Origin of the sequence: Streptomyces sp. NPDC017936, assembly GCF_044328485.1 — a bacterium.
Lineage (GTDB): Bacteria > Actinomycetota > Actinomycetes > Streptomycetales > Streptomycetaceae > Streptomyces.
In genome coordinates this window covers 34,050-55,327 of sequence record NZ_JBIRHK010000013.1, presented here as the reverse complement: position 1 = coordinate 55,327, position 21,278 = coordinate 34,050, and the positions used below count along the sequence as shown (strand labels likewise).

Here is a 21,278-nt window from a genome sequence, read left to right as displayed (position 1 = left end):
CAGTTCTCCCTTTTCTCGCAGGGGGGTGACGCGGCCGGTGCGCCCTCACCGCGGGCGGTCGGGGGAACCGGCCCGGCGGGAGAGGGCGTCGAAGGAGCCGGACGCGGAAGACATGGAGGCTCCTGTCGCGGGCAGACCCCAGTCAGGCCGTCCACAGGCGGGAACAAAGCGGAAGGCGCCCTTCCCACAGGCTGCCGCACGGCGTGCGCGGGCCTGGCAGACTGGCGCGCCGGGGTGCGGGAACGCGCCACGAGGAGATCCACCCGAGGAGATCCAGATGACCATGGCGGGGAATCTGCGGAAGGTCACCGGCCTGAGCACGGTCGGCGGCCTGCGCAAGATGGCGCGGCTGGCCCGTCGGCGGACGCGGGTCGACCTGAGCCATCCCGCGCGCTCCCCGCTGGGTTCCTCCGTGGTGAGCTGCGTGTCGTACCAGGACGGGGCACGGGCCCCGGTCGGCGGGGATCTGACCGACACGGTGGAGCGGGTGCGCAAGAGCGGCCAGGGCTTCGTCTGGCTCGGCCTGCACGAGCCGACGAACGAGGAGTTCGCGGGCGTCGCCGAGCTGTTCGACCTGCATCCGCTGGCGGTGGAGGACGCGGTCGAGGCCCATCAGCGTCCGAAGGTGGAGCGGTACGGCGAGACGCTGTTCGCGGTGTTCAAGACGGTCTGCTACGTCGAGCACGACCAGCTCACGGCGACGAGCGAGGTGGTCGACACCGGCGAGATCATGGTGTTCGTCGGCCGGGACTTCGTCATCTCGGTGCGGCACGGCCGCCACGGGTCGCTCGGTCCGCTGCGCGAGGAGCTGGAGTCGGACTCCGCGCAGCTCGCCAAGGGCCCGTCGGCGGTCCTGCACGCGATCGCGGACCATGTCGTCGACGAGTACCTCAACGTCCTGGAAGCCGTGCAGGCGGACATCGACCAGGTCGAGATGGACGTCTTCACGCAGAGCGGCGCACGGGCCGACCCGGGGCGCATCTACCAGCTCAAGCGTGAACTCCTGGAGCTGAAGCGGGCGGTGGTGCCGCTCGGACGCCCCCTGCTGGACCTCGCCGACCGGCCGATGCGGGTGGTCGACACGCAGATACAGGCGTACTTCCGGGACGTCTCCGACCACCTCATCCGGGCCACCGAGCAGATCGCGGCGTTCGACGAACTGCTCAACTCGATCCTTCAGGCGCACCTCGCGCAGGTCACGGTCGCGCAGAACGAGGACATGCGGAAGATCACCGCCTGGGCCGCGATCGTCGCCGTGCCGACGATGGTCTGCGGGGTGTACGGCATGAACTTCGACCACATGCCGGAGCTCCACTGGAGATACGGCTACGGCATGGTCATCGGGGTGATATCCGTCGCCTGCCTGGTGCTGTACCGCGGTTTCCGGCGCAACGGCTGGCTCTGAACGGCCGCGCCGTCAGTGCCGGGCGGTGCCGGTCCTGGCGTAGACGCCCTGGGCCCATGCGGCCATCTGGTCCTCGCTCAGGTGCCGGGCGAGGTCGGCCTCGCTGATCATGCCCACCAGGCGCTTGTTCTCGATCACCGGCAGCCGGCGGATCTGGTGCTCCTCCATCTCGTGGATCACCTCGTCGATGTCGGCTCCGGCGTCGATCCAGCGCGGTGTGCCCTGGGCCAGCTGACCGGCGGTGATCTTGGCGGGGTCGTGGCCCATGGCCACACAGCCCACCACGATGTCCCGGTCGGTGAGGATGCCGCAGAGCCGCTCGTTCGTGTCGCTGATGGGCAGGGCGCCGACGTTGAGTTCGCGCATCAACTGGGCGGCGCGGTCGAGTGTTTCGTGGGCGGGGATCCACTGGGCGCCCCGGTGCATGATCTCTCCGGCGGTGGTCATGGGGTACCTCCCGGTGCCGGCCTGCCGGCGCGACGCCGAGCGCGCCGCCGTCCCGGCCGCCTGCGGTCTCACATCCCGGTGTCCTTCATTTTCGTCGGGCGGGCCGGGGGACGCACCTTCGCGGCCGGCCCTCTCGTCCCGGGCGTCCTCTCACGCCGAGAAGCCCACGGCCTCCGCGGCACGACGCGGATGATCACACGCGCCTCGTCGTCCCGCTCCGCGGGCGGATCGACGCCGAGGCGCTCGTGGGAGAGCTCGTGCGGGAGCCGCCTCTCCTCGTCCGGGACGACCCCGGCGGTGCCGCGGACCTCGACGGAGGCGAAGTCCTCGCCGTCGAGGAGGGCGCGGACAGGGGCGTCGGGGGCGGAGGCCCGCGAGGAGATCGTCACGACTCGGGCCGCGTGCAGCGGGGGTGCGGGGCCGGCTCATCCCCTCCACGCCGGATGCCGGGGGTCGTCGGCGCGGACGAGGACGTCGGCCGAGGTCACGGGGTCGGTCTCCCGGGCGTAGCGCTCGAAGGCGGGCAGTGTCCAGTGGTCGTCCTCCGGGGTGCGGCGGCGCAGGGCGGCCGGGGAGAGCAGGACGTGGACGGTCAGGTCGAAGGGGAACCAGTGGCGCAGCAGGAGGGGGCCGTGGAGCAGGAGGACGCCTCCGGGCGGGAGGTGGACGTACGGGCTGCGGGTGGCGCGGTCGGTGAGGGGGTCGCGGAGGTCGGGCAGGATCCGGCCGTCGCCTCCGGGGTCGAGGGGGCCGAACACCTCGCGCCACAGGGCGCCGGTGTCGAACCAGCCGTCGTAGTAGGCCTCCACGTCGTGGTGGCCGTGTTCGAGGCGGAGGGAGGCGGGGCGCAGGAAGCCGTGGGTGTCGACGACCCGAGCGGGGCGGCCCCGCACGCGCAGCGCCTCGGCGACGCGTCCGGCGAGGTCACCGGGGCGGGCCGCCGGAGCGCCGTCGAAGGCGACACGCGGCCAGGGGCTGCCGTCGTCCGGCGTCAGGTCGCGCAGCCGGTCGGCGAGGGAATCGCCGAGCCGTTCCCAGGTGATCGCTTCGAGTCGCACACGGCCCATGATGCGTCAGGGGCGGGCCGGTCGCGGCGGCGGGGGAACGGAGCGCGGACCGTGAGACGGGCGGAGGAGGACGACCCGGACGCCGGGACCGGGCTCCGGGACGGACACGTGGCGCCGGGCCCGCCGGGGGGAATGCAGTCCCCATGCCGGCCCCCGCGACTCCCCTGCCCCCTACGGGTCTCCTCGTCGTCCAACCGCTGCGGCGGAGGCACTGTGCCGGCTGCCGGCGCGGGCCGTTGCCGATGCTCGTCCTGGAGGACGGCGCGCCTCGCTGCCTCGACTGTGCCGACCTGGGGCACCTGGTGTTCCTGCCGCGCGGAGACACGGCGCTGACGCGCAGGTCGCGCGAGGAGAGCACGCTGTCGGTGGTCGTCGTCCGGTTCAACCGGCGCAAGGGGCGTTACGAGCGGCAGGGCGTCCTCGTGGAGGAGGCGGGGCTGGCACGGGCCGAGGCGCGGTGCCTGGCGGACGCCGAGGCGAGGCGGCGGCGCCGGGCGCGGGACGCGCGGTGGCGGGCGGCGCGGGACGCGCGGTTCACGCAGGCGTTCGCGGCGGAGATCCTGCGGCTGTTCCCCGCCTGCCCGGCGGACCGGGCCCGTGAGATCGCCGCGCACGCCTCGGTGCGGGGCAGCGGGCGGGTGGGGCGCAGCGCCGCCGGGCGGGCGCTGTCCGAGGGGGCGGTCGTCTCCGCGGTCGTGGCGTCCGTGCGGCATCTGGACACGCCGTACGACCGGTTGCTGATGAGCGGGGTGCCGCGGCACACGGCCCGGGGGCGGATCATGCCGGGCGTGGAGACGGTGCTGAGGCGGTGGGGGTGGGTGGCGGGGATCGGTTCCGCCGGGGCGTGAGCCGCCGGAGGCCGGGGAAGGCGCCGACGGCCGGGGAGGAAGCCGGGTGGCGCCGGGAGCGCGCCGCGGCGGTGCCGGGGAGGCGCGGAAGCGGTTGTCGGGCACCGCGGTGGCCCCCCGGACCGCCCCCTCCTCCGGCCTTCGGCGGCCGGTTCGGTCCCGCCTTGCGGGAAAGCGCTGTCCACACTCGGCGTGAGGGGTGGGCGAGACGTATCGTGGCCGCAGGAGCGCCGCCCGACGACGCACGGCTCGCCGCACGCGTACGAAGGAACACGGCCATGGCCGATCCCAAGGGATTCATGTCCACGCCCCGCCAGGAGTGGCCACGCCGGCCTGTCGGGGAGCGGGTCCGGGACTGGGACGAGGTGTACGTCCCCGGAGCGTTGCTCCCCATCATCAGCAAGCAGGCGGACCGCTGCATGGACTGCGGCGTCCCCTTCTGCCACCACGCCTGCCCGCTCGGGAACCTGATCCCCGAGTGGAACGACCTGGTGTCGCGGGAGGACTGGCGGACGGCGAGCGAACGGCTGCACGCGACCAACAACTTCCCCGAGTTCACCGGACGCCTGTGTCCGGCGCCCTGCGAGGCCGGGTGCGTGCTCGCCATCAACCAGCCCGCCGTCACCATCAAGAACGTCGAGGCGGCGATCGCCGACCGGGCGTGGGAGGAGGGCTTCACGCCGCCGCGGCCGCCGGACCGGCTGACCGGGCGGACGGTCGCGGTGATCGGCTCCGGGCCCACCGGCCTGGCCGCGGCGCAGCAGCTGTCCCGGGCCGGGCACACGGTCGCCGTGTACGAGAAGGACGACCGGATCGGCGGGCTGATGCGGTACGGCATCCCCGCGTTCAAGATGGAGAAGCACCATCTTGACCGGCGCATCGACCAGATGCGGGCCGAGGGGACCAAGTTCCGTACGTCGACCCAGGTCGGGCGGGACGTCATGGCCGCCGATCTGCGGGCGCGCTACGACGCCGTCGTGATCGCCACCGGGGCGACCGCCTGGCGGGAACTGCACGTGCCGGGGCGCGAGCTGACCGGCATCCACCAGGCGATGGAGTACCTGCCGCTGTCCAACCGGGTCTGCGAGGGGGATCTGGAGGCGTCGCCGATGTCCGCCGCCGGCAAGCACGTCGTGATCGTGGGCGGCGGCGACACCGGGGCGGACTGCCTGGGGACGGCCGTACGGGAGGGTGCCGCGTCCGTGACCCAGCTGGACATCTACGCCCAGCCGGGCGCCGAGCGCGACGAGGACACCGATCCCTGGCCGACGTACCCGAAGATCTACCGGCTGTCGGCCGCGCACGAGGAGGCGGGCGCCCTCCGGACGGCGCCGGCGGCGGACGCGGACGCACGGCTGTTCGCGGCGTCCACGCTCCGGTTCACCGGCGACGAGAACGGTCACGTCCGCTCCCTGCACCTCGTCGAGGTCGACGCGCGGCGCCGGCCGGTGGCGGGCACCGGCCGGACGCTGCCCGTCGACCTGGTGCTGCTCGCGCTCGGCTTCTCCGGGCCCGACCGGGAGGACGGGCTGGTAGAGCAGTTGGGGCTCGCGCTGGAGCCGCGCGGCACGATCGCGCGGGACGCCGGCTTCGCCACGAACGTGCCCGGCGTGTTCGCGGCGGGGGACGCGGCGCGCGGGCAGTCGCTGATCGTGTGGGCGATAGCGGAGGGGCGGGCGGTGGCGGCAGCCGTCGACCACCACCTGACGGGGAGTTCCCGGCTGCCGGCGCCGATCGGGCCGTACGACCGTCCGATGCGCGCGTAGGGCGCAGCGGCGAGGCCGGCGCCGGGCCGGTGGAACGGCCGCGGCTGCCGGCGCCGCGGCAACTGCGGTACCGGCGTGGCTGCCGGCGCCGCGGGCAACCGCTGGTGCCGGCGCGGACCGCGGGGGCCGCGGGGGCCGCTCGCGCGTTGCGGTGGGGGCCGCTCGCGCGTTGCGGCGCGGACTGCGGGCCGCTCGAGCGTGGCGGCGCGGACCGGCCGGTGGCGTCAGCCGCGCTCGTCGGTCCCCGCCACCTTGGCCGTCGCCAGGGCCACCCGGTTCCAGGTGTTGATCGTGCAGATCAGGGCCAGCAGCCGGGCGAGTTCGCCGTCGTCGAAGCGGGCCGCGGCCTCGGCGTAGACCGCGTCGGGGACGCCGCCGTCGGCCACGAGCGTGACCGCCTCCGTGAGGGCGAGGGCGGCCTGCTCCTTCTCGGTGAAGAAGTGACGGGCCTCGCGCCAGACGGCGACCAGGTGCAGGCGGTCCTCGCTCTCGCCGGCCTTGCGGGCGTCGTTGGTGTGCATGTGCAGGCAGTACGCGCAGTGGTTGAGGTGGGAGGCACGGATCTGGACGAGTTCGACGAGTGCCGGGTCGAGGCCCTCACGGGCGGCGGCGTCGAAGCCGACGAGGGCGCGGAAGGCCTTGCGGGCGGACCCGGCGAAGTCCAGACGGGTCCGCCCGGCCTCGGCGTCGGCGATCGCGGCGGCGGATCCCGCGGGGGTGGTGGAGGCCGTGCGGGTCGCGGTGGTGCGGGCGTCGGCAGTGGTCGTCGTGTCGCTCGGGTGCGTCGTCATGCGGACCAACCTATGGACCCGACAGACCGCCTGTAGGGTGCATTTCCATGGGGGAATCATGGGTCAGTTCCGCGGAGCGGATCGGTGCCGACCTGCTGCTGGAGCTGTCCGGGCCGGGTGGACGGCGGGCCGCCCTGACCCGGGCGCTGCGGGAGGCGGTGCGCAGCGGGAGGCTCGCCCCGGGCGCCCGGCTGCCGCCGTACCGTTCGCTCGCCGCCGACCTCGGGGTCGCGCGCAACACGGTGGCCGACGCCTACGCGGAGCTGGTGGCGGAAGGCTGGCTGACGGCCCGTCAGGGATCGGGCACGCGCGTCGCCGAGCGGGCCCGACCCCTGCGACACGCCGCACGGGTGCCCAAAAAGGCGCCTCCACGCGCGCGTGGCCCGCTGCACGACCTCCGGCAGGGCACTCCGGACGCGTCGGCGTTCCCGCGCGCGGCCTGGCTGGCGTCCTACCGGCGCGCCCTGCAGCAGGCGCCCAGCGAAGTGTTCGGGCCGGGTGACCCGGCCGGGCGCCGCGAGCTGCGGGAAGCCCTCACCGACTACCTGGCTCGCGCGCGCGGCGTGCGCACCGCGCCCGAACGCATCGTCATCTGTTCCGGCTTCGCGCACGCGGTGCGTCTGCTGTTCGGGCAGGGCGGCGGCGGGGTGCTGCGCGGTCCGCTGGCCGTGGAGGCGTACGGCCTCGGCCACCACCGGGAGCTGCTGGCGGCGGCGGGCGTGCGGACGGTTCCGCTCGCCCTGGACGCGGACGGGGCGCGCGTCGGCCTGCTGGAGCGCGAACGGGGCGTGCTGCTCACGCCGGCGCACCAGTTCCCGACCGGCGGTCCCCTGCACCCCTCGCGCCGGGCCGCCGTGATCGACTGGGCACGCGCGCGTGGCGCGGTGGTGCTGGAGGACGACTACGACGGCGAGTTCCGCTACGACCGCAAGCCCGTCGGCGCCGTCCAGGGACTCGACCCCGAGTGCGTGATCCACATCGGCTCGGTCAGCAAGAGCCTGTCCCCCGCCCTGCGGCTGGGCTGGATGGTGCTGCCGGAGCGGTACGTCGAGGGGGTGCTCGCCGCCAAGGGCGACCGGGAGGCCTGGGCGAGCGTCCCGGACCAGCTGAGCCTGGCCGACTTCATCGTCTCGGGGGCGTACGACCGTCATGTGCGACGCATGCGGCAGCGGTACCGCCGGCGGCGGGACCGGCTGGTCGGGGCGCTCGCCGAGCACGCGCCGCACATCGAGGTCACCGGCGTCGCGGCGGGACTGCACGCGGTGCTGCGGCTGCCGCCGGGCACCGAGCGCTCCGCGGTCAAGGCGGCCGCCTGGCAGGGCATCGCCCTGGACGGCCTGGACGCCTTCCGCCATCCCGCGACGGCCACGGCGGCGGCGGACGGGCTCGTGGTCGGCTACGCGACCCCGTCCGAGCACGCCTACGGGGCGGCGCTGGACGCCCTGTGCGGGGTGCTGCCCCCGGACCCGGAGGCCGGCCCGGCAGCCGAGTGACCCGCGTGACCGGCGGCTCCGCCCGACGGGACCGGTCCCGGGACCCGGCTGCGTGAGACGAGCCCCGGCCTCGGACGACGGCCGGTGCGGAACCCGCCCGAGGACGAGCGCTCGGATCGTGCGGGAGGACGAGCCGCCCGGCGCCCCGCAGCCTGCCGCCGGCCCCGTCCCTCGCCGGTCATCGCCGTGAACCGTCCGGTGGGCGCCCCGCGGCGGATGTGGCCCTGACCGTGGCCCGGCACGGCACGGCCCGGGGCGGCCCGGCACGGCCCGGCACGGCGGACCGACGACAGGTCGTCGGTCCGCCGCCCCGGACACCGGGGGATCCGCCCGGACCCCCGCTTCAGCGCTTCCTTCCCACCGCCCCGTACCCCGGGATCACGCCGTCGTCCTGGCCCGGTACCGGGTCGCCCAGTTCCGGATGCCAGTCGGGGACGACCGCGACGCCGGGCTCGACCAGGTCGAGGGCGTCGAAGAAGTGGGCGAACTCCTCGCGGGAGCGCAGTGCGAGCGTGACGCCGACGGCCTTCAGCTTCTCCGTGGCCGCCGCGGACTCCTCCGGGGTGAAGTCGGCGGTGGCGTGGGTCATCATCAGGTAGCTGCCGGAGGGGAGTTCGGCGAGCAGCCGGTCCACCAGCTCGTGCGCGCCGTCCGCGTCGGAGACGAAGTGCAGCAGCGCCACCAGCGACAGGGCGATCGGCCGGTCGAAGTCCAGGATCCTCCTGGCCCCCTCGACGATGGTGGCCGGGTCGCGGACGTCCGCCTGGAGGTACTCCGTGACGCCCTCCGGCGTGCTGCGCAGCAGGGCGGCCGCGTGGGCCAGCACGATCGGGTCGTTGTCGCAGTAGACCACGCGCGCGTCGGGCGCGATCCGCTGGGCGACCTGGTGGAGGTTGGGTTCGGTCGGGATGCCCGTGCCGACGTCCAGGAACTGCCGGACGCCGTTCTGCGCGAGCCACCGCGTGGCCCGGTGCATGAAGGCGCGGTTGACCCTGGCCATGACCGGGACCCGCGGGTCGAGGGCCAGCATCTGCCGGCCCATCTCCTCGTCGACGGGGTAGTTGTCCTTGCCGCCCAGGTACCAGTCGTACATCCGGGCGGGATGGGGCTTGCTGGTGTCGATCTCGACGGCGGCGGTCGGGTCCTGCCCGGTCATGAGGCACTCCGTAAGGCACAAGAGGTAATCAACTGTGGAGCCAATTCAGTAGCAGTGCAAAGAAGTCCGAACTCAAAGAAGGACGATCACGTCAGGAGAGCAGGAAGTCCGCCTTCCCCGCCTTCGCACCCTCGATGAAGGCCGTCATCTCGTCGCTGGTGTAGATGAGCGCCGGGCCGTCCGGGTCGGTGGACTGACGGACGGCGATCCGGCCGTCGGCGAGCTTCATCGCCTCGAGGCAGTTGCCGCCGTTGCCGCCGCTCCACGGCTTGTGCCAGCCTTCGCTGCCCAAGTCCCGCGCGGGCATGCCGTTGTAGACCCGTTTGCGCGGCTTGATGCGATCCATTCACAGCTCCTTGCGGAGATCCCGGAGGATCTCCTTCGTGCGATGTGCCGTAGCGGCCTGCGCCGCCATGCGGTCCATGACCTCGAGGTGGGTCGCCACCTCGGTGCGCGCGTCGAGGTAGACGGCGCCGGTCAGGTACTCGCTGTAGACCATGTCCGGAAGCTCCGGCATGGCGAATCGGAACAGCACGAAGGGCCCGTACGTGCCGGGGTGCGGCCCCGCGGAGAACGGGGCGATCTGCAGCGTCACGTGGGGCAGCTTCGTGGCTTCGAGCAGTTTGTCGATCTGCGCGCGCATCACCTCCGGACCGCCGACCGGGCGGCGCAGCACGGTCTCGTCCATCACGACCCACAGCCGGGGCGCGTCCTGACGGGTGAGCAGTTCCTGGCGCCGCACGCGCAGGTCGACGAGGCGCTCGATGTCGTCCGGCCGGGTCTGGCCGACGGCACCCGACCGCAGGACCCCGCGCGCGTAGTCCTCGGTCTGCAGCAGACCGGGGACGAAGTGGGGCTCGTACTGGCGGATCAGGGCGGCCGCGCCCTCCAGGCTGACGTGCATCGAGAACCAGCCGGGCAGGACGTCGTGGAAACGCTGCCACCAGCCGGGCCTGTTGGCCTCCTCGGCCAGCTGCACGAAGCCCTCGGCCTCCTCGTCGCTCACCCCGTAGGCCTTCAGCAGCAGCTGGAGGTAGGGGATCTTGAGGGCGACCTCGGCCATCTCCATGCGGCGGACCGTGGCGGGTGCGACGCGGAGGATGCGGGCGGCCTCCTCGCGCTTGAGCCCGGCGCGTTCCCGCAGGTCCAGCAGGCGCCGGCCGAGGACGACCTGCCCCACCGTCGGCGCGGACCGCGGTTCGCTCACGCTCCACCTCCACGAAGAGCCCTGCCGGGGCGGCCCGTCGGTGCCGGGCTCCGGTCACGAGAAGACTGCTGACACACAGCCATGCGGCGCCATGCGAAGACCGGTCCGAAGTTCCGTACGCGTGAGTACGGAACTTCGCTGATCCCAACTGGCGCCGCTCGACATGCTGTTGCGAGCAGTGTGCCATGGCGCTTCACCGCGTCACACAGCACTCTGCATTTTTCAGAGTGACACTTGCCAAGTGTTCATGGCGGGGAGATAGTGGCAGGCGTGATTCCGTCCGCGCCCTTAGGAACAGACGCCGCCGCAGGCCTCCCCCAGGGTCTCGGTGCCGATGGGGGTAACCCCGCTCCGGCGCATTCCAGAGTGGGGGAGGCGGCAGGCCCCGGCCGGGCCGCCGCCGAGCGCCGGTTCCGGTTCGAGCTGGCCGCCCATCCGGGTTCTCCCGCACAGGCGAGACGTCTGGCACGGGCCCGGCTGACCGGCTGGTCGGTGTGCGAGGACACCTGCGACACGGCTGCCCTGGTCATATCCGAGCTGGTCACCAACGCCATCGTGCACACCGCGAGCGGCACCGTCGTCTGCGAGCTGCGCGACGGCGGCGACCTCGTGCGCATAGCCGTGCGCGACGAGGGCTGCGCTCCGGGTGAGCCGCACCCGTCCCCCCAGCGGCCCGAGGAGGAGCACGGGAGGGGGCTGTTCCTCGTCGACGCCCTCTGCCAGGCGTGGGGCGCCCAGGAGTACGGTCCCGGACTGCTGGTCTGGGCCGATCTGGCCCGCGGGGGCGAGGTCGCGCGCGGCCACGCCGAGTCCGAGGACGGCCTCGCCGTGTCCCTCGCCGACCTGTCCGAGCCCTGCGACGACCTCACCGCGTCCGACCCCGGCCTCACCCCGTCCCACGACGGCCCCACCACCTCCCGTGACGGCCTCGCCGCGTCCCGCGCCGGTCTCGTCGCCCAGCGGGGCGGTCGCGCCGTGTCCCACGACGGCCTCACCGCTCCCCGTGACGACCTCGGCTGGGGCTCCCCCCCGAAGCCGGGGCCGGCCGGCGGCTCGGACGACGAGGACGACGACGCCGACCACGCGCACCACGCCGACCAGGCGCACCGGGGCGCGGAGACGCAGGGGCCGGCCCACGGTCCGGCGGCGCGGGCGCACCACGCCCCCGGGTCCGGCGGCCCCCTGCCGCGGGTGGGTCCGCAGCGGCATCGCGGCCCGCAGACCGGCGTTCCGGCGACGCCGGCCGAAGCCGGTCGCGCCCCCGACACCCACGGCGAGACGCCCGCCCGGCGCCCGCGTCCGGGGACCGTACGGGATCTGGACCGGGACTCCGCGTGAGTGCCGCGCCCCGCCGGGGCCCGGGGCTCACCCTCGACACGCTCGTCCGTCTCCGGCGCGACCCGGGCCACGACCCGGCGCCCCGCCGGCTCGTCGTGCCCGACGGCATGACGGCCCCCCTGGGCTGCGACGCCGTCGCCGTCCCGGTCGGACTCGGCCCGCTGCTCATGCCCCACCTGCCCCGCGTCGGCTGCGTCTACGCCGACGAGACGCACTGGTGGTGGCTGGTCCCGGCGGACTCCGACTACGCCCTGGAATGGCCGGCCCCGGCGCACTACGCCCCGGGCGCGACCGTGCCGGACGCCCCGCACGGCCTCGCCCTGGTCCACCGGCCGGACGGCACGCTGCCGTACACCCCGCCGATCCCCCTCTACCTGGCGGTGTGCCGCCTCACGGGCGCCGCGCCCACGTGGACCCGCCCGATCAGCGCGTGACGCGCCGAGCGGCCGGGCGCCCCCCGGTCGCCTCGGCACGCTCCGATGCGCGGCCGCGGCATCCGCACGCCCCCGCGACGCACGGGGCGCCCGCGCACGCGCCGGCCGCGTGCGCGTCGACCGGGCGCCGCGCGCGCCGGCGGACCGTCCGCCGTCCGGGCCGCCCGGACCCTCTCCCCGCCGTCCCGCCCCTCCCGTAGGACGTACCGCGCGAGCGCGTCCCGGGGGCGTTCCCGGCGGCGTCCCCGGCGCACGCCCGCGCGCGGCCGCCGCCCCGCTCTGCGCTCTGCCCTGCCGCAGCCCCGCCAGCGATAGTGGCCACTCGTCCACGACCGGGGGAGGCCGAGGGTGCGGAAGGCGCCGAAACAGCAACGACCTGACGAGCGTGAGGTGTCCGAGTCGGAGCGGCTGCTCTTCGGGGGTCCGCTCCGCTACGACATGGGCTGGAACCAGCACCGGGACGCCTTCCTGGAGCTGAGCTTCCGCGCCATGGTGACCCGGCTGCCGTCCCTGCTGGCCGTCAGCCTCCGCCTGGCCCGGCAGGCCGACCCGCGGGCCGCCCGGGTGGTGTTGGCGGCGGAGGCGGGCCAAGGCGCGACACAGGCGGTGAGCCTGCTCGCGGTGAACTCCGTGCTGGGCCGGCTGGTCGGCGACGGCTCCATCGACGAACGGCTGCGCGGCGCCGTCCCCGCCCTGTCCGCCATGGCCGTCGTGCTGCTCCTGGGGGCGGTGCTGCGGGCCGCGTCCACGTACGCCACCGGGCGGCTGGAACCCAAGGTGGAGCGGGTGGCGACCGAGCTGTACCTGGAACGGGCGGCCGCCGTGGAGCTGGCCGCGATCGAGGACCACGCCTTCCACAAGCTGCTGGACACCGCGCAGTACGGCGCCCAGTCGGCCCGCCGGATGATCATGTACGGCACGCGGGTGGTGAACGCGGTGATCTCGCTGGCGGCGGCGGCCGGCGTGCTGACCGTCCTGCACCCGCTGCTGCTGCCCCTGCTGGTGACGATGACGCTGCCCAGCGCTTGGAGCGCCCTGACGAACGCCCGGCGCCGGTACGAGTCGTTCCACACCTGGGTGCAGCACGTGCGCGCGGGTCACCTCATCGCCGACCTCCTCACCGAGCCGGCGGCGGCGCCGGAGATCCGGGTGCACGGGGTGGGCCCCTTCCTGCTGCGGCACTTCCGCTCGATGTCGGAGACGGCGGAGGCGGAGCAGGCCCGGCTGGCCCGGCTCGCCGCCCGCACCGGGCTGTTCGCTGCCGCCTGGACGGGCCTGGCGACGGTGGCGACGTACGCCACGCTCGGCGGACTGCTGATCAGCGGGACGATGGCGCTGGCGGTGGCGGGCACGGCCGTGATCGCGATCCGCAGCGGCTCCGCGAGCCTGAACACCCTCGTCCTGGAGCTCAACCAGCTCCACGAGGAGGCGCTGTTCGTGGGCGACCTGCAACGCCTGTACGTCGAGGCGGCCGAACGGGCGATCCCGCGGGGCGGCGGCCCGCTGCCCGAGGACCCCCGGGAGATCCGCTTCGAGAACGTCACCTTCGGCTACCCGGGCGAGTCCGCCCGTCCCGCCCTCGAGGACGTCACCCTCACGCTGCCCCTCGGCCGGATCATCGCGCTCGTCGGCGAGAACGGTTCGGGCAAGACGACGCTGGTGAAGCTGCTGGCCGGGCTCTACAGGCCGGACCGGGGGCGGATCCTGTGGGACGACGTCGACGCGGCGGACGCCGACCGGCACCTGCTGGCCGAACGGATCGCGATGGTGGCGCAGGACTTCAAGCGGTGGCCGTTCACGGCCCGGGTCAACGTCGCCGTCGGCCGCTCGTCCGTGCCGATGACCGAGGAACGGCTGGCGGACGCGATCGGCGAGGCGGGCGCCGACGAGGTGGTCGCGGACCTGCCGCGCGGCCTGGACACCCTGCTGGCCCGCCACTTCAGCGGCGGGCACGAGCTGTCGGGCGGGCAGTGGCAGCGGCTCGGCATCGCGCGGGCGGCGTACCGGCGCGGCCGCATCCTGATCGTGGACGAGCCGACGGCGGCCCTGGACGCCCGGGCCGAGCTGGAGGTCTTCGAGAAGATCCGCGCGCTGGCCGACGGCGGCCAGACGGTCGTGCTGATCACGCACCGGCTGGCGTCGGTCCGCCACGCCGACCTGGTGCACGTCCTGGACCAGGGCCGGCTGGTGGAGACCGGCACCCCGGACGAGCTGCTGGCGCGAGGCGGCGTCTACGCCGAGCTGTACGCGCTCCAGGCGGAGCAGTTCACGAGCCCGCCGGCGCCCCGGACGGCGTCGGAGCCGGCGCCCCGGACGGCGTCGGAGCCGGCGCCCCCGTCCACCACCCGGACCGCGGCCCGGGGGACGGCCCCCGCGGCGGCCCAGGCGCTGCCCGCCTCGAAGGCGGGCTGACCGGCCGGAGCGTCGGCCGGAGCCGCCGGCGGGTCCGCGGTGCCGTCGGCCGGCGCGTCAGTCCACGGCGTCGCCGCCCCGGACGATCACCAGGAACGTGTCCGTGGCGAGGTCCATGACCACCTCGGCGGCCAGCCCCTCCATGCGCCGCGCGTGCGCGAACTCCTCCGCGGGCCACGACCCGCGCGGCCCGCCTGCGGGAAAGCGTTCGAGCACCGTTCGCCCGTTCACCATCTCGCACCTCCAGAAAGCGTCGTTCGTGTAGGAGTTAACGCTTCCCGGCCCCGGATCGCCTCGCCCGGTGACGGTACTGAGACACAGTTGACACCTCAACGGCGCGGATGGTGAGGTACCGGTCACCTTCCGCACATCACGGCTACGTTCCGCGCCGCGATCCGTACGTCAGGTGATCACGTCGCTCTCGCGTGAGGCGCGGCGCGCGTCCTGTGCCGGATGTGTCGCCGCACCCCGCGCGTGGGCCGGCCCGCCGCACGACGTCCCTCGCGGGGGCGCGGCCCGGCGTTCTATCCGGCGAGGGCGCGCCCGGGGATCTCCACCGGCGGGACCGCCCGCTCCCGGTGCGCGGCCAGCTCCGCGAGGAGTTCCGTCAGGAGGGCGCTGTGGCGGTGGCCGAGCCGTCCGGTGTCGTCGAGGTGGACGGCGCAGGCGGTGGTCGTGTCGACGAGGCGTTCGAGGAGCGCGGCGACCTCGTCCGTGCCCTCGGTGCGGCGGGCGAGGGCGGGCAGTTCGGCGGCGGCGAGGGAGATGGCGGTGCGGGCCTCGGCGAGGGTGCGGTAGGCCTCGCGGCGCAGGGTCCAGCGGGCGGCGCGGTCGCCGGAGCCGTCGAGGACGTGGACGAGGTAGGCGTGCGCGGCGGTCGCGGCGGCGGCGAGCCGGGCGCGCACGTGCCCGCCGCGCTCCCCCGGCATCGGCAGGTGCCCCGCGATGAGCACGATCGCGCAGGCCAGCAACGTCTCCCCGATCCGGCTGACGGAGGCCTGCGGCTCACCGCCCACCATCACCAGGGCCAGGACCAGGACGGTCACGACCGTGGTCTGGGCGGCGAAGTGCCGCGTGGAGACGGGGATGAGCGCCCCGCACACCGCGACCAGTGCCACGAGCCCTTCCGGCCGGGGCAGCACGGCGGCGAAACCCGCGAAGAGCAACGCCCCCAGCACGGTCCCCGCGGCCCGGCACAGCACCCGGGACACCAGCGGCCCGAGGTCCGGCTTGACCAGGAAGACGGCCGTCGCGGGCAGCCAGTACCAGTGCGTGTGCTGCCCGTACCAGTGGGAGTGGTGCAGGGCCTGCGCGACGGCGGCGCCCGCCCCGAAGCTCAGGCCGACCCGCATCCCGTACTCCCGCCCGCCGACCCCGAGGGCGGTGCGGACCACGTCCCCGGCGCTCCGCCGCCGTGTGTGCAGGTCGCCCCCGCCGCCCCGGTCGAAGGCGTCGGCGGCCCGGAGCAGGGCGTCGTCGAGGGCGCGCAGGGCGGGCGCCGACCGCGAGGGCGCGGGCAGCGGCCCGCACGGCGTGTGCTCCCGTACGGCGGCGGCGAGGCGCCGGGGCCCTTCGGAGGCCCGCCGGGAGACGGGCTCCCCGGCCCAGGCGAGGGCGGTCGCGGCCTCGGCGAGGGGCAGCGCGGCGGCGTACTGGGCGTGCAGCCGGCGTTCGGCGGCGGAGCTGGCGTGCCGGCGCAGGCGGGGCCCGGCGAGGGCGTCCTGCGCGTGGTCGAGGGCGGCGGTGAGGGCCGCGCGGCGGGCCGTCGCCTCCGCGGTGCCCACGGCGTCGAGGAGCCGGGCGACGGCCTCGTACACGCCGGCGACGGCGGCGCGTTCCCCGTCGAAGCGGAAGTCGCCGGCCCGTGCGCCGGGCGTGGGCAGGGCGAGGCGCAGGCCGAGCAGCCAGCCGGCTCCGGCGAGGAAGGCGAGGGCGCGCGCCCAGCCGGTCTCGGGGAGCGGCATGCCCGCCCCGATCGCCGCGCCGACAAGCAGCTGCGTGCCCGCGCTCGAGGCGACGGGCCCGATGGCGCTCATGCCGCCGGCGAGGAGCCCGAGCCCGGTGAGCACGAGGGTCAGCGCGACGGCTCCCAGGTGATCTCCCGCACCGGTTCCGGCGAGCAGCCCGCCCGCCCCGGCGAGGGCGGGTGTCCCGAGGCGCCGGACGGACGCCCGCCGGCTGCCCGGCCGGTCGTTGATCCCGGACAGCATGGCGGCGATCGCGGCGACGACGCCGAGCGTGGTGCGGCCGGCGAGCACGGACACGAGCAGCAACGGTCCGGCGGCCAGCGCCCCGCGCACCACCGCGTTCCACGGCACGGGCCCGCGCTGCGCCCGCAGGGCGTGGGCGAGCCAGGGCGGCAGAGCGGGGACCGTGCGAACGGCAAGGGTGGAACGCGGGGACACGGAGCTCCTGTCGGAACGAGGGCGGGGGTGCGCCTTCGGACGACGGCGGCCGGGGCTGTGTGCGGATCCTGCGACGGTGCTGCTGTGCTGTGCCTCCACGGTACGGGTCGATCCCGGAGAATGCGGAACGGTCGCGTTTCGGCGAGGTGACACTTCGCCGGGGTCCCGCGGTCTTTATGAACGCAACCCCTCCGGCCGGCCGTTCACGGGTGCTCCGGGCCGTCCGTGTGCTCCGCGTGCTCCGTCGAGCCTGTCGTGGCGGCCGCCGCCTCCACCGCGTCCTCGAAGAGCACCCGGGCCCGCTCCAGTGCCTCCGCGATGTCGCCGCGGCCCGCTTCCGCGACGAGGTCGTCGACGCCCCGCAGTCCGGCCCGCTCCAGGAGGCGCTTCTCGTTGGTCACCCATTCCCCGCGCGCGGCCAGGACGGCGTGCCCGGTCTGCGCGGCGGCGACGGCCAGGGCCCCCGCGGCCTCGGTCCGCCGGCCGTGGGGCGCGTGGTGGGCGGCGGCGTACCCGAGGGTGGCGCGCGCGGTGCCGTACCAGCGCTCGCACGCCGTCCGGCGCAGTCTCCCCGGGTAGGCGGGGGGCCGCGGGAGTTCGCCGCGCAGCACGCGGTTGACCGCCAGCTCGGCGACGACCAGGTAGCTCGGGATGCCCGCGAGGTGGAACAGCAACGGCTCCACCCGGAAGCGCCCCTCCTCGGCCTGCGCCCGTTCGTGCTCGACCACGTCGAGATCGCGGTAGTGGACGTCCACGCGCCGCCCGTCGATCGTCAGCCAGGCGCCCCCGTTGAAGACCCCGCCGCCCCATGCGCCGACCTCGCAGACCTCGCCCTCCCAGCCGACGGCGCGCAGGTCGGCGGGGTCGAAGGCACCGCGGTAGTAGACGGCCAGGTCCCAGTCGCTGCCGGGTCCTTCCGTGCCCTGGGCCCGGGAACCGCCGAGGGCGACGGCACGGACGGCGGGGAGGGCGGCGAGACGGTCGGCGGTGGTGGCGAGGAAGTCGGCGTCGGAGAGGGCGGGCATGAGCGCAGCGTACGGAGCGGCGGAGCCGGCCACCACGCGTTTTGGGGAGCCCTCCGCCGCCGTGACGGCCGACGGCGCCGGTCCGGCACGCTCCGGCGGCGGGCCGGCCGGTCACCCGCGCGACCGGCCGGCCCGCTGCGACCGCATCCAGCGGTGCGGGAGCACCGGGCGGGCGGCGGAGCGGTCACGTCAGGCCCGCCGCTGTCGCCGCACCGCGCAGCGCCTCCCGCAGCATCTCGGGAGTGAGCCGTCCGGTGAAGGTGTTGCGCTGGCTGACGTGGAAGCAGCCGAAGAGGTCGAGACCGTCCAGCGGCACCCGTGTCCCGTGGGCGAAGACGGGTCGTGGACGGGGCACCTGCCAGCCGGCCTCGGTGAGCGCGGGCAGCGTCGCCTGCCAGCCGAACGCGCCCAGGACGAGGACCGCGCGCAACGTCGGCCGCAGCAGCCGCAGCTCCTGGACGAGCCACGGCCGGCAGGTGTCCCGCTCCCCGGGGGTGGGCCGGTTGGCGGGCGGTGCGCAGTGGACGGGCGCGGTGACCCGCACCCCGCGCAGCACGAGGCCGTCGTCGGCGGACACCGACGTGGGCTGCGAGGCCAGGCCCACGTCGTACAGCGCTCGGTGGAGCACGTCTCCGGAACGGTCGCCGGTGAACATCCGGCCGGTGCGGTTGCCGCCGTGCGCGGCCGGGGCCAGGCCGACGATCAGCAGACGGGCGTCGGCCGGGCCGAAGCCGGGCACCGGCCGCCCCCAGTACGTCCAGTCGGCGAAGGCCGCCCGTTTGGTCCGCGCCACCTCCTCGCGCCAGGCCACCAGCCGGGGACAGGCCCGGCAGCCCGCGACACGCCGGTCGAGAGCGCTGAGGGCCTGCGGTGCGTCCATGCCTCCACCGTACGGCCGCACGGGACGGGCCCCGCCGCTCCCCCGCCTCCGCCGGATGTGCGCACCCGCGGGCACGGCCGCGGAGACGGCGTCGGGCCCGGTGCCGGCGCTCCGTGTGGGCGCCGTCCCGGACGAGGAGTACGTTTCAGGGAGGAGTGATGATCCGATGCGTACGGGCAATGAACCGGTGACAGCGCGCAGTGCGCTCAGGACGCGTCTCTGGCTGAGTGTGTGGGGGCTGCTCTGGGCGGTCTTCGGAACGGCCGCGTTCGCGCTCGCGGGCCGTCCGGGGTGGGCCGTGGCGTGCGGAGTGCTGTGGCTGGTGATCACCGTCGACCTGGCGGTGATCACCAGGCACATCCGGCAGGGGCCGCACTACCAGCCGGGCCGTGCCGTTCCGCCGTACCGGCCGCCGGAGCACCGCCGCCCTTGACGCCGTCCTCGACGCTCGTCAGGAGTCGAAGCGCGCCGCCTTCAGGTACTGGGGGTTGGGGTCCAGCGCGGCCGCGAGGCGGAAGTGGCGCCTGGCCTGGTCGCCCCGGCCCTGCCGCTCGTAGGTGCGGGCGAGCGCGAAGTGCGCGAAGGCGTTGTCCGGCTCCCGCTCGAGGACGATGGTGAACTCGAGTTCGGCGGGCCGGAGCTGCGCGGCGGCGAAGAAGGCCCGGGCGCGCAGCAGGCGGGCGGCGGTGTTCTCGGGGTGTGCGGCGATGACACCGTCGAGCAGCTTCACCGCGCCCCGCGGGTCCCGGGCGGCGAGCAGTTGCTCCGCGGCACGGAAGTCGATGACATGCGTCTCCGGAGTACGTCCGGTCGAACCGCTGGTATCGGGCACGGAAAAATCCTTCCCTCGCTGCCCGCGTTCAACGCGCGGAGCGGCGACCGCTATTCCTCCACCGGTCCGGGGGCGTCCCGGGGGGTGCGCGCCCGGTGTGCCAGATCGGCCCAGACGTCCTTGACGCGTCGTTCGAGGTCGGCGAGGGGTACGTCGTTGTCGATCACGATGTCCGCGATCTCCCGGCGCTGCTCGCGCGTGGCCTGCGCGGCCATGCGCGCGCGTGCGTCCTCCTCGGTCATGCCGCGCAGCCGGACGAGCCGGTCCAGCTGGGTCTCGACGGGGGCGTCGACGACGATGACGACGTCGTAGAGGGGGGCGAGTCCGTTCTCGGTGAGGAGCGGGACGTCGTGGACGACGACGGCGTCCTCGGGCGCGGCGTCCTCCAGGGCGCGGGAGCGGGCGCCGACGAGGGGGTGCACGATCCCGTTGAGGACGGCGAGCTTCTCCGGGTCGGCGAAGACGACGGAGCCCAGCCGGGGGCGGTCGAGGCTGCCGTCGCCGGCGAGGACGTCCTCGCCGAAGGCGTCGACGATCGCCGCGAGGCCGGGGGTGCCGGGCTCCACGACCTCGCGCGCGATGCGGTCCGCGTCGATCAGGACGGCGCCGCACCGGACGAGCAGCCGTGACACCTCGCTCTTGCCGGCGCCGATCCCGCCGGTCAGGCCCACCTTCAGCATGACGGGAAGCTTAGGGCCTGGCGCCGGCGCCCGTGCGGACGGCCCCGGGAGGGGCTCAGCCCTCCCCCTCCCGCTCCGCCAGGAACTTCTCGAACTCCCGTCCGATCTCGTCCGCCGACGGGATGTCCACCGGCTCGGCGAGCATGTTGCCGCGGGTCTCGGCGCCGGCCGCGGCGTCGTACTGGTGCTCCAGGCCCTGGACGAGGGAGGTGAGCTCCTCGTCGCCCTCCTGGATCTGGCGGTCGATCTCCGTCTGCGTGCGGTGTGCGTCCGTGCGCAGGGAGTGGGCGACGCCGGGCAGGACCAGTCCGGTGGCGGCCGTGACGGCCTCCAGGACGGTCAGGGCCGCGTCCGGGTACGGGGAGCGGGCGATGTAGTGGGGGACGTGCGCGGCGACACCGAGGACGTCGTGGCCCGCTTCCATCAGGCGGTACTCGACGAGCGCCTCGGCGCTGCCGGGGACCTGGGCCTCGTCGAAGGGGCTGCGGTGGCCGGGGACGAGGTCGGTGCGGTTGCCGTGCGGGGTGAGGCCCACGGGGCGGGTGTGCGGGACGCCCATGGGGATGCCGTGGAAGTTCACGGACAGGCGCACGCCGAGCCGCTCCACGATCTGCCGTACGGCCGCCGCGAAGCGTTCCCACTCCACGTCCGGTTCGGGTCCGGACAGCAGCAGGAACGGGGCTCCGGTGGTGTCCTGGACGAGCCGTACCTCGATGGCCGGCTCCTCGTAGCCGGCCCACCGGTCGCGCTTGAACGTCAGCAGCGGGCGGCGGGCGCGGTAGTCCACCAGCCGGTCGTGGTCGAAGCGGGCGACGACCTGGTGGGGCAGCGCGTCGAGGAGCCGGTCGACGATCTGGTCGCCGGTCTCGCCCGCGTCGATGTATCCGTCGAAGTGGTAGAGCATGACAAGTCCGGCCGACTCCTGGGCGAGCGCCATGTCGACGACGGCCAGCCCCTTCGGCTCCCATGCGTACAAACCCTGCGGATCAAGCACTTGGACCGCTCCTCCTCGTGTTCGTACTGCACAACGTGCCGGTGAGAGCGGGCATTCCCGTCCGACGGTCAAGATCGGACGACTTCGCACGGCCTCGT

The 21,278-nt window shown here is 74.8% G+C and carries 21 protein-coding genes and 1 pseudogene; 8 read left to right on the top strand and 14 right to left on the bottom strand.

The window, feature by feature from the left end; translation table 11 throughout:
• The first annotated feature begins 277 nt into the window (after positions 1 to 277).
• On the top strand, positions 278 to 1,405 hold the full coding sequence (locus ACH4F6_RS25715; protein ID WP_397962689.1) for a magnesium and cobalt transport protein CorA: 1,128 nt from the start codon (positions 278 to 280) through the stop codon (positions 1,403 to 1,405).
• Between the two features lie 12 nt (positions 1,406 to 1,417).
• On the opposite strand, the gene ACH4F6_RS25710 is transcribed toward ACH4F6_RS25715, so the two are convergent.
• The 3 genes from ACH4F6_RS25710 to ACH4F6_RS25700 form a co-directional block, all read right to left on the bottom strand.
• Positions 1,418 to 1,852 (bottom strand): CBS domain-containing protein, encoded by a 435-nt coding sequence (locus ACH4F6_RS25710; RefSeq protein ID WP_397962688.1) that lies wholly within the window; start codon positions 1,850 to 1,852, stop codon positions 1,418 to 1,420.
• A 68-nt stretch (positions 1,853 to 1,920) separates the two neighbouring features.
• The gene (locus tag ACH4F6_RS25705; protein WP_397962687.1) at positions 1,921 to 2,241 is read right to left on the bottom strand and encodes a hypothetical protein; all 321 of its coding nucleotides are present in this window, start codon (positions 2,239 to 2,241) and stop codon (positions 1,921 to 1,923) included.
• 36 nt (positions 2,242 to 2,277) lie between these two features.
• Complete coding sequence (locus ACH4F6_RS25700; protein WP_397962686.1) at positions 2,278 to 2,919, bottom strand: uridine kinase; 642 nt, start codon at positions 2,917 to 2,919, stop codon at positions 2,278 to 2,280.
• Between the two features lie 143 nt (positions 2,920 to 3,062).
• Between ACH4F6_RS25700 and ACH4F6_RS25695 the strand changes: the two genes are divergently transcribed.
• A complete protein-coding gene (locus ACH4F6_RS25695; RefSeq protein WP_397962685.1) occupies positions 3,063 to 3,767 on the top strand; it encodes a DUF2293 domain-containing protein in 705 nt (234 codons plus the stop codon).
• Positions 3,768 to 4,045: 278 nt separating this feature from the next.
• Entirely contained in the window at positions 4,046 to 5,533 is a 1,488-nt protein-coding gene (locus ACH4F6_RS25690; protein WP_397962684.1) for a glutamate synthase subunit beta, read from the top strand.
• A gap of 224 nt (positions 5,534 to 5,757) precedes the next feature.
• Here ACH4F6_RS25690 and ACH4F6_RS25685 read toward each other — a convergent pair whose 3' ends face one another.
• On the bottom strand, positions 5,758 to 6,324 hold the full coding sequence (locus ACH4F6_RS25685; protein ID WP_397962683.1) for a carboxymuconolactone decarboxylase family protein: 567 nt from the start codon (positions 6,322 to 6,324) through the stop codon (positions 5,758 to 5,760).
• Positions 6,325 to 6,371: 47 nt separating this feature from the next.
• Here ACH4F6_RS25685 and ACH4F6_RS25680 point away from each other — a divergent pair, with 47 nt between their 5' ends.
• Complete coding sequence (locus tag ACH4F6_RS25680; RefSeq protein WP_397962682.1) at positions 6,372 to 7,817, top strand: PLP-dependent aminotransferase family protein; 1,446 nt, start codon at positions 6,372 to 6,374, stop codon at positions 7,815 to 7,817.
• A 343-nt stretch (positions 7,818 to 8,160) separates the two neighbouring features.
• Here ACH4F6_RS25680 and ACH4F6_RS25675 read toward each other — a convergent pair whose 3' ends face one another.
• From ACH4F6_RS25675 to ACH4F6_RS25665, 3 genes are all read right to left on the bottom strand, one after another.
• Positions 8,161 to 8,973, bottom strand: a complete 813-nt coding sequence (locus tag ACH4F6_RS25675) for an SAM-dependent methyltransferase (RefSeq protein ID WP_397962681.1) — start codon at positions 8,971 to 8,973, stop codon at positions 8,161 to 8,163.
• Positions 8,974 to 9,064: 91 nt separating this feature from the next.
• Entirely contained in the window at positions 9,065 to 9,319 is a 255-nt protein-coding gene (locus ACH4F6_RS25670; RefSeq protein ID WP_397962680.1) for a DUF397 domain-containing protein, read from the bottom strand.
• Complete coding sequence (locus ACH4F6_RS25665; protein WP_397962679.1) at positions 9,320 to 10,180, bottom strand: helix-turn-helix transcriptional regulator; 861 nt, start codon at positions 10,178 to 10,180, stop codon at positions 9,320 to 9,322.
• A 261-nt stretch (positions 10,181 to 10,441) separates the two neighbouring features.
• On the opposite strand from ACH4F6_RS25665, the pseudogene ACH4F6_RS25660 reads away from it, so the two are divergent.
• The 3 genes and pseudogenes from ACH4F6_RS25660 to ACH4F6_RS25650 form a co-directional block, all read left to right on the top strand.
• Positions 10,442 to 11,044: pseudogene (locus ACH4F6_RS25660) on the top strand (ATP-binding protein); the annotation flags it as partial.
• A gap of 470 nt (positions 11,045 to 11,514) precedes the next feature.
• Positions 11,515 to 11,952 (top strand): hypothetical protein, encoded by a 438-nt coding sequence (locus tag ACH4F6_RS25655; RefSeq protein WP_397962678.1) that lies wholly within the window; start codon positions 11,515 to 11,517, stop codon positions 11,950 to 11,952.
• Positions 11,953 to 12,390: 438 nt separating this feature from the next.
• Complete coding sequence (locus ACH4F6_RS25650; protein ID WP_397962882.1) at positions 12,391 to 14,364, top strand: ABC transporter ATP-binding protein; 1,974 nt, start codon at positions 12,391 to 12,393, stop codon at positions 14,362 to 14,364.
• Between the two features lie 57 nt (positions 14,365 to 14,421).
• Here ACH4F6_RS25650 and ACH4F6_RS25645 read toward each other — a convergent pair whose 3' ends face one another.
• From ACH4F6_RS25645 to ACH4F6_RS25630, 4 genes are all read right to left on the bottom strand, one after another.
• Complete coding sequence (locus tag ACH4F6_RS25645; RefSeq protein WP_397962677.1) at positions 14,422 to 14,598, bottom strand: hypothetical protein; 177 nt, start codon at positions 14,596 to 14,598, stop codon at positions 14,422 to 14,424.
• 290 nt (positions 14,599 to 14,888) lie between these two features.
• A complete protein-coding gene (locus tag ACH4F6_RS25640; RefSeq protein WP_397962676.1) occupies positions 14,889 to 16,769 on the bottom strand; it encodes an FUSC family protein in 1,881 nt (626 codons plus the stop codon).
• Positions 16,770 to 16,972: 203 nt separating this feature from the next.
• Complete coding sequence (locus tag ACH4F6_RS25635) at positions 16,973 to 17,794, bottom strand: nucleotidyltransferase domain-containing protein (RefSeq protein ID WP_397962675.1); 822 nt, start codon at positions 17,792 to 17,794, stop codon at positions 16,973 to 16,975.
• A 184-nt stretch (positions 17,795 to 17,978) separates the two neighbouring features.
• Positions 17,979 to 18,674, bottom strand: coding sequence for a uracil-DNA glycosylase (locus ACH4F6_RS25630; RefSeq protein WP_397962674.1), 696 nt, complete (start codon positions 18,672 to 18,674; stop codon positions 17,979 to 17,981).
• A gap of 166 nt (positions 18,675 to 18,840) precedes the next feature.
• Between ACH4F6_RS25630 and ACH4F6_RS25625 the strand changes: the two genes are divergently transcribed.
• A complete protein-coding gene (locus ACH4F6_RS25625) occupies positions 18,841 to 19,107 on the top strand; it encodes a DUF6343 family protein (RefSeq protein ID WP_397962673.1) in 267 nt (88 codons plus the stop codon).
• 18 nt (positions 19,108 to 19,125) lie between these two features.
• On the opposite strand, the gene ACH4F6_RS25620 is transcribed toward ACH4F6_RS25625, so the two are convergent.
• Genes ACH4F6_RS25620 through ACH4F6_RS25610 form a run of 3 tightly spaced genes read right to left on the bottom strand, consistent with a single transcriptional unit; the run spans position 19,126 to position 21,180 of the window.
• The gene (locus tag ACH4F6_RS25620) at positions 19,126 to 19,506 is read right to left on the bottom strand and encodes a tetratricopeptide repeat protein (RefSeq protein WP_397962672.1); all 381 of its coding nucleotides are present in this window, start codon (positions 19,504 to 19,506) and stop codon (positions 19,126 to 19,128) included.
• A 50-nt stretch (positions 19,507 to 19,556) separates the two neighbouring features.
• On the bottom strand, positions 19,557 to 20,186 hold the full coding sequence (gene coaE / locus ACH4F6_RS25615) for a dephospho-CoA kinase (RefSeq protein ID WP_397962671.1): 630 nt from the start codon (positions 20,184 to 20,186) through the stop codon (positions 19,557 to 19,559).
• A gap of 55 nt (positions 20,187 to 20,241) precedes the next feature.
• Positions 20,242 to 21,180, bottom strand: coding sequence for a PAC2 family protein (locus ACH4F6_RS25610; RefSeq protein ID WP_397962670.1), 939 nt, complete (start codon positions 21,178 to 21,180; stop codon positions 20,242 to 20,244).
• Positions 21,181 to 21,278 lie beyond the last annotated feature (98 nt).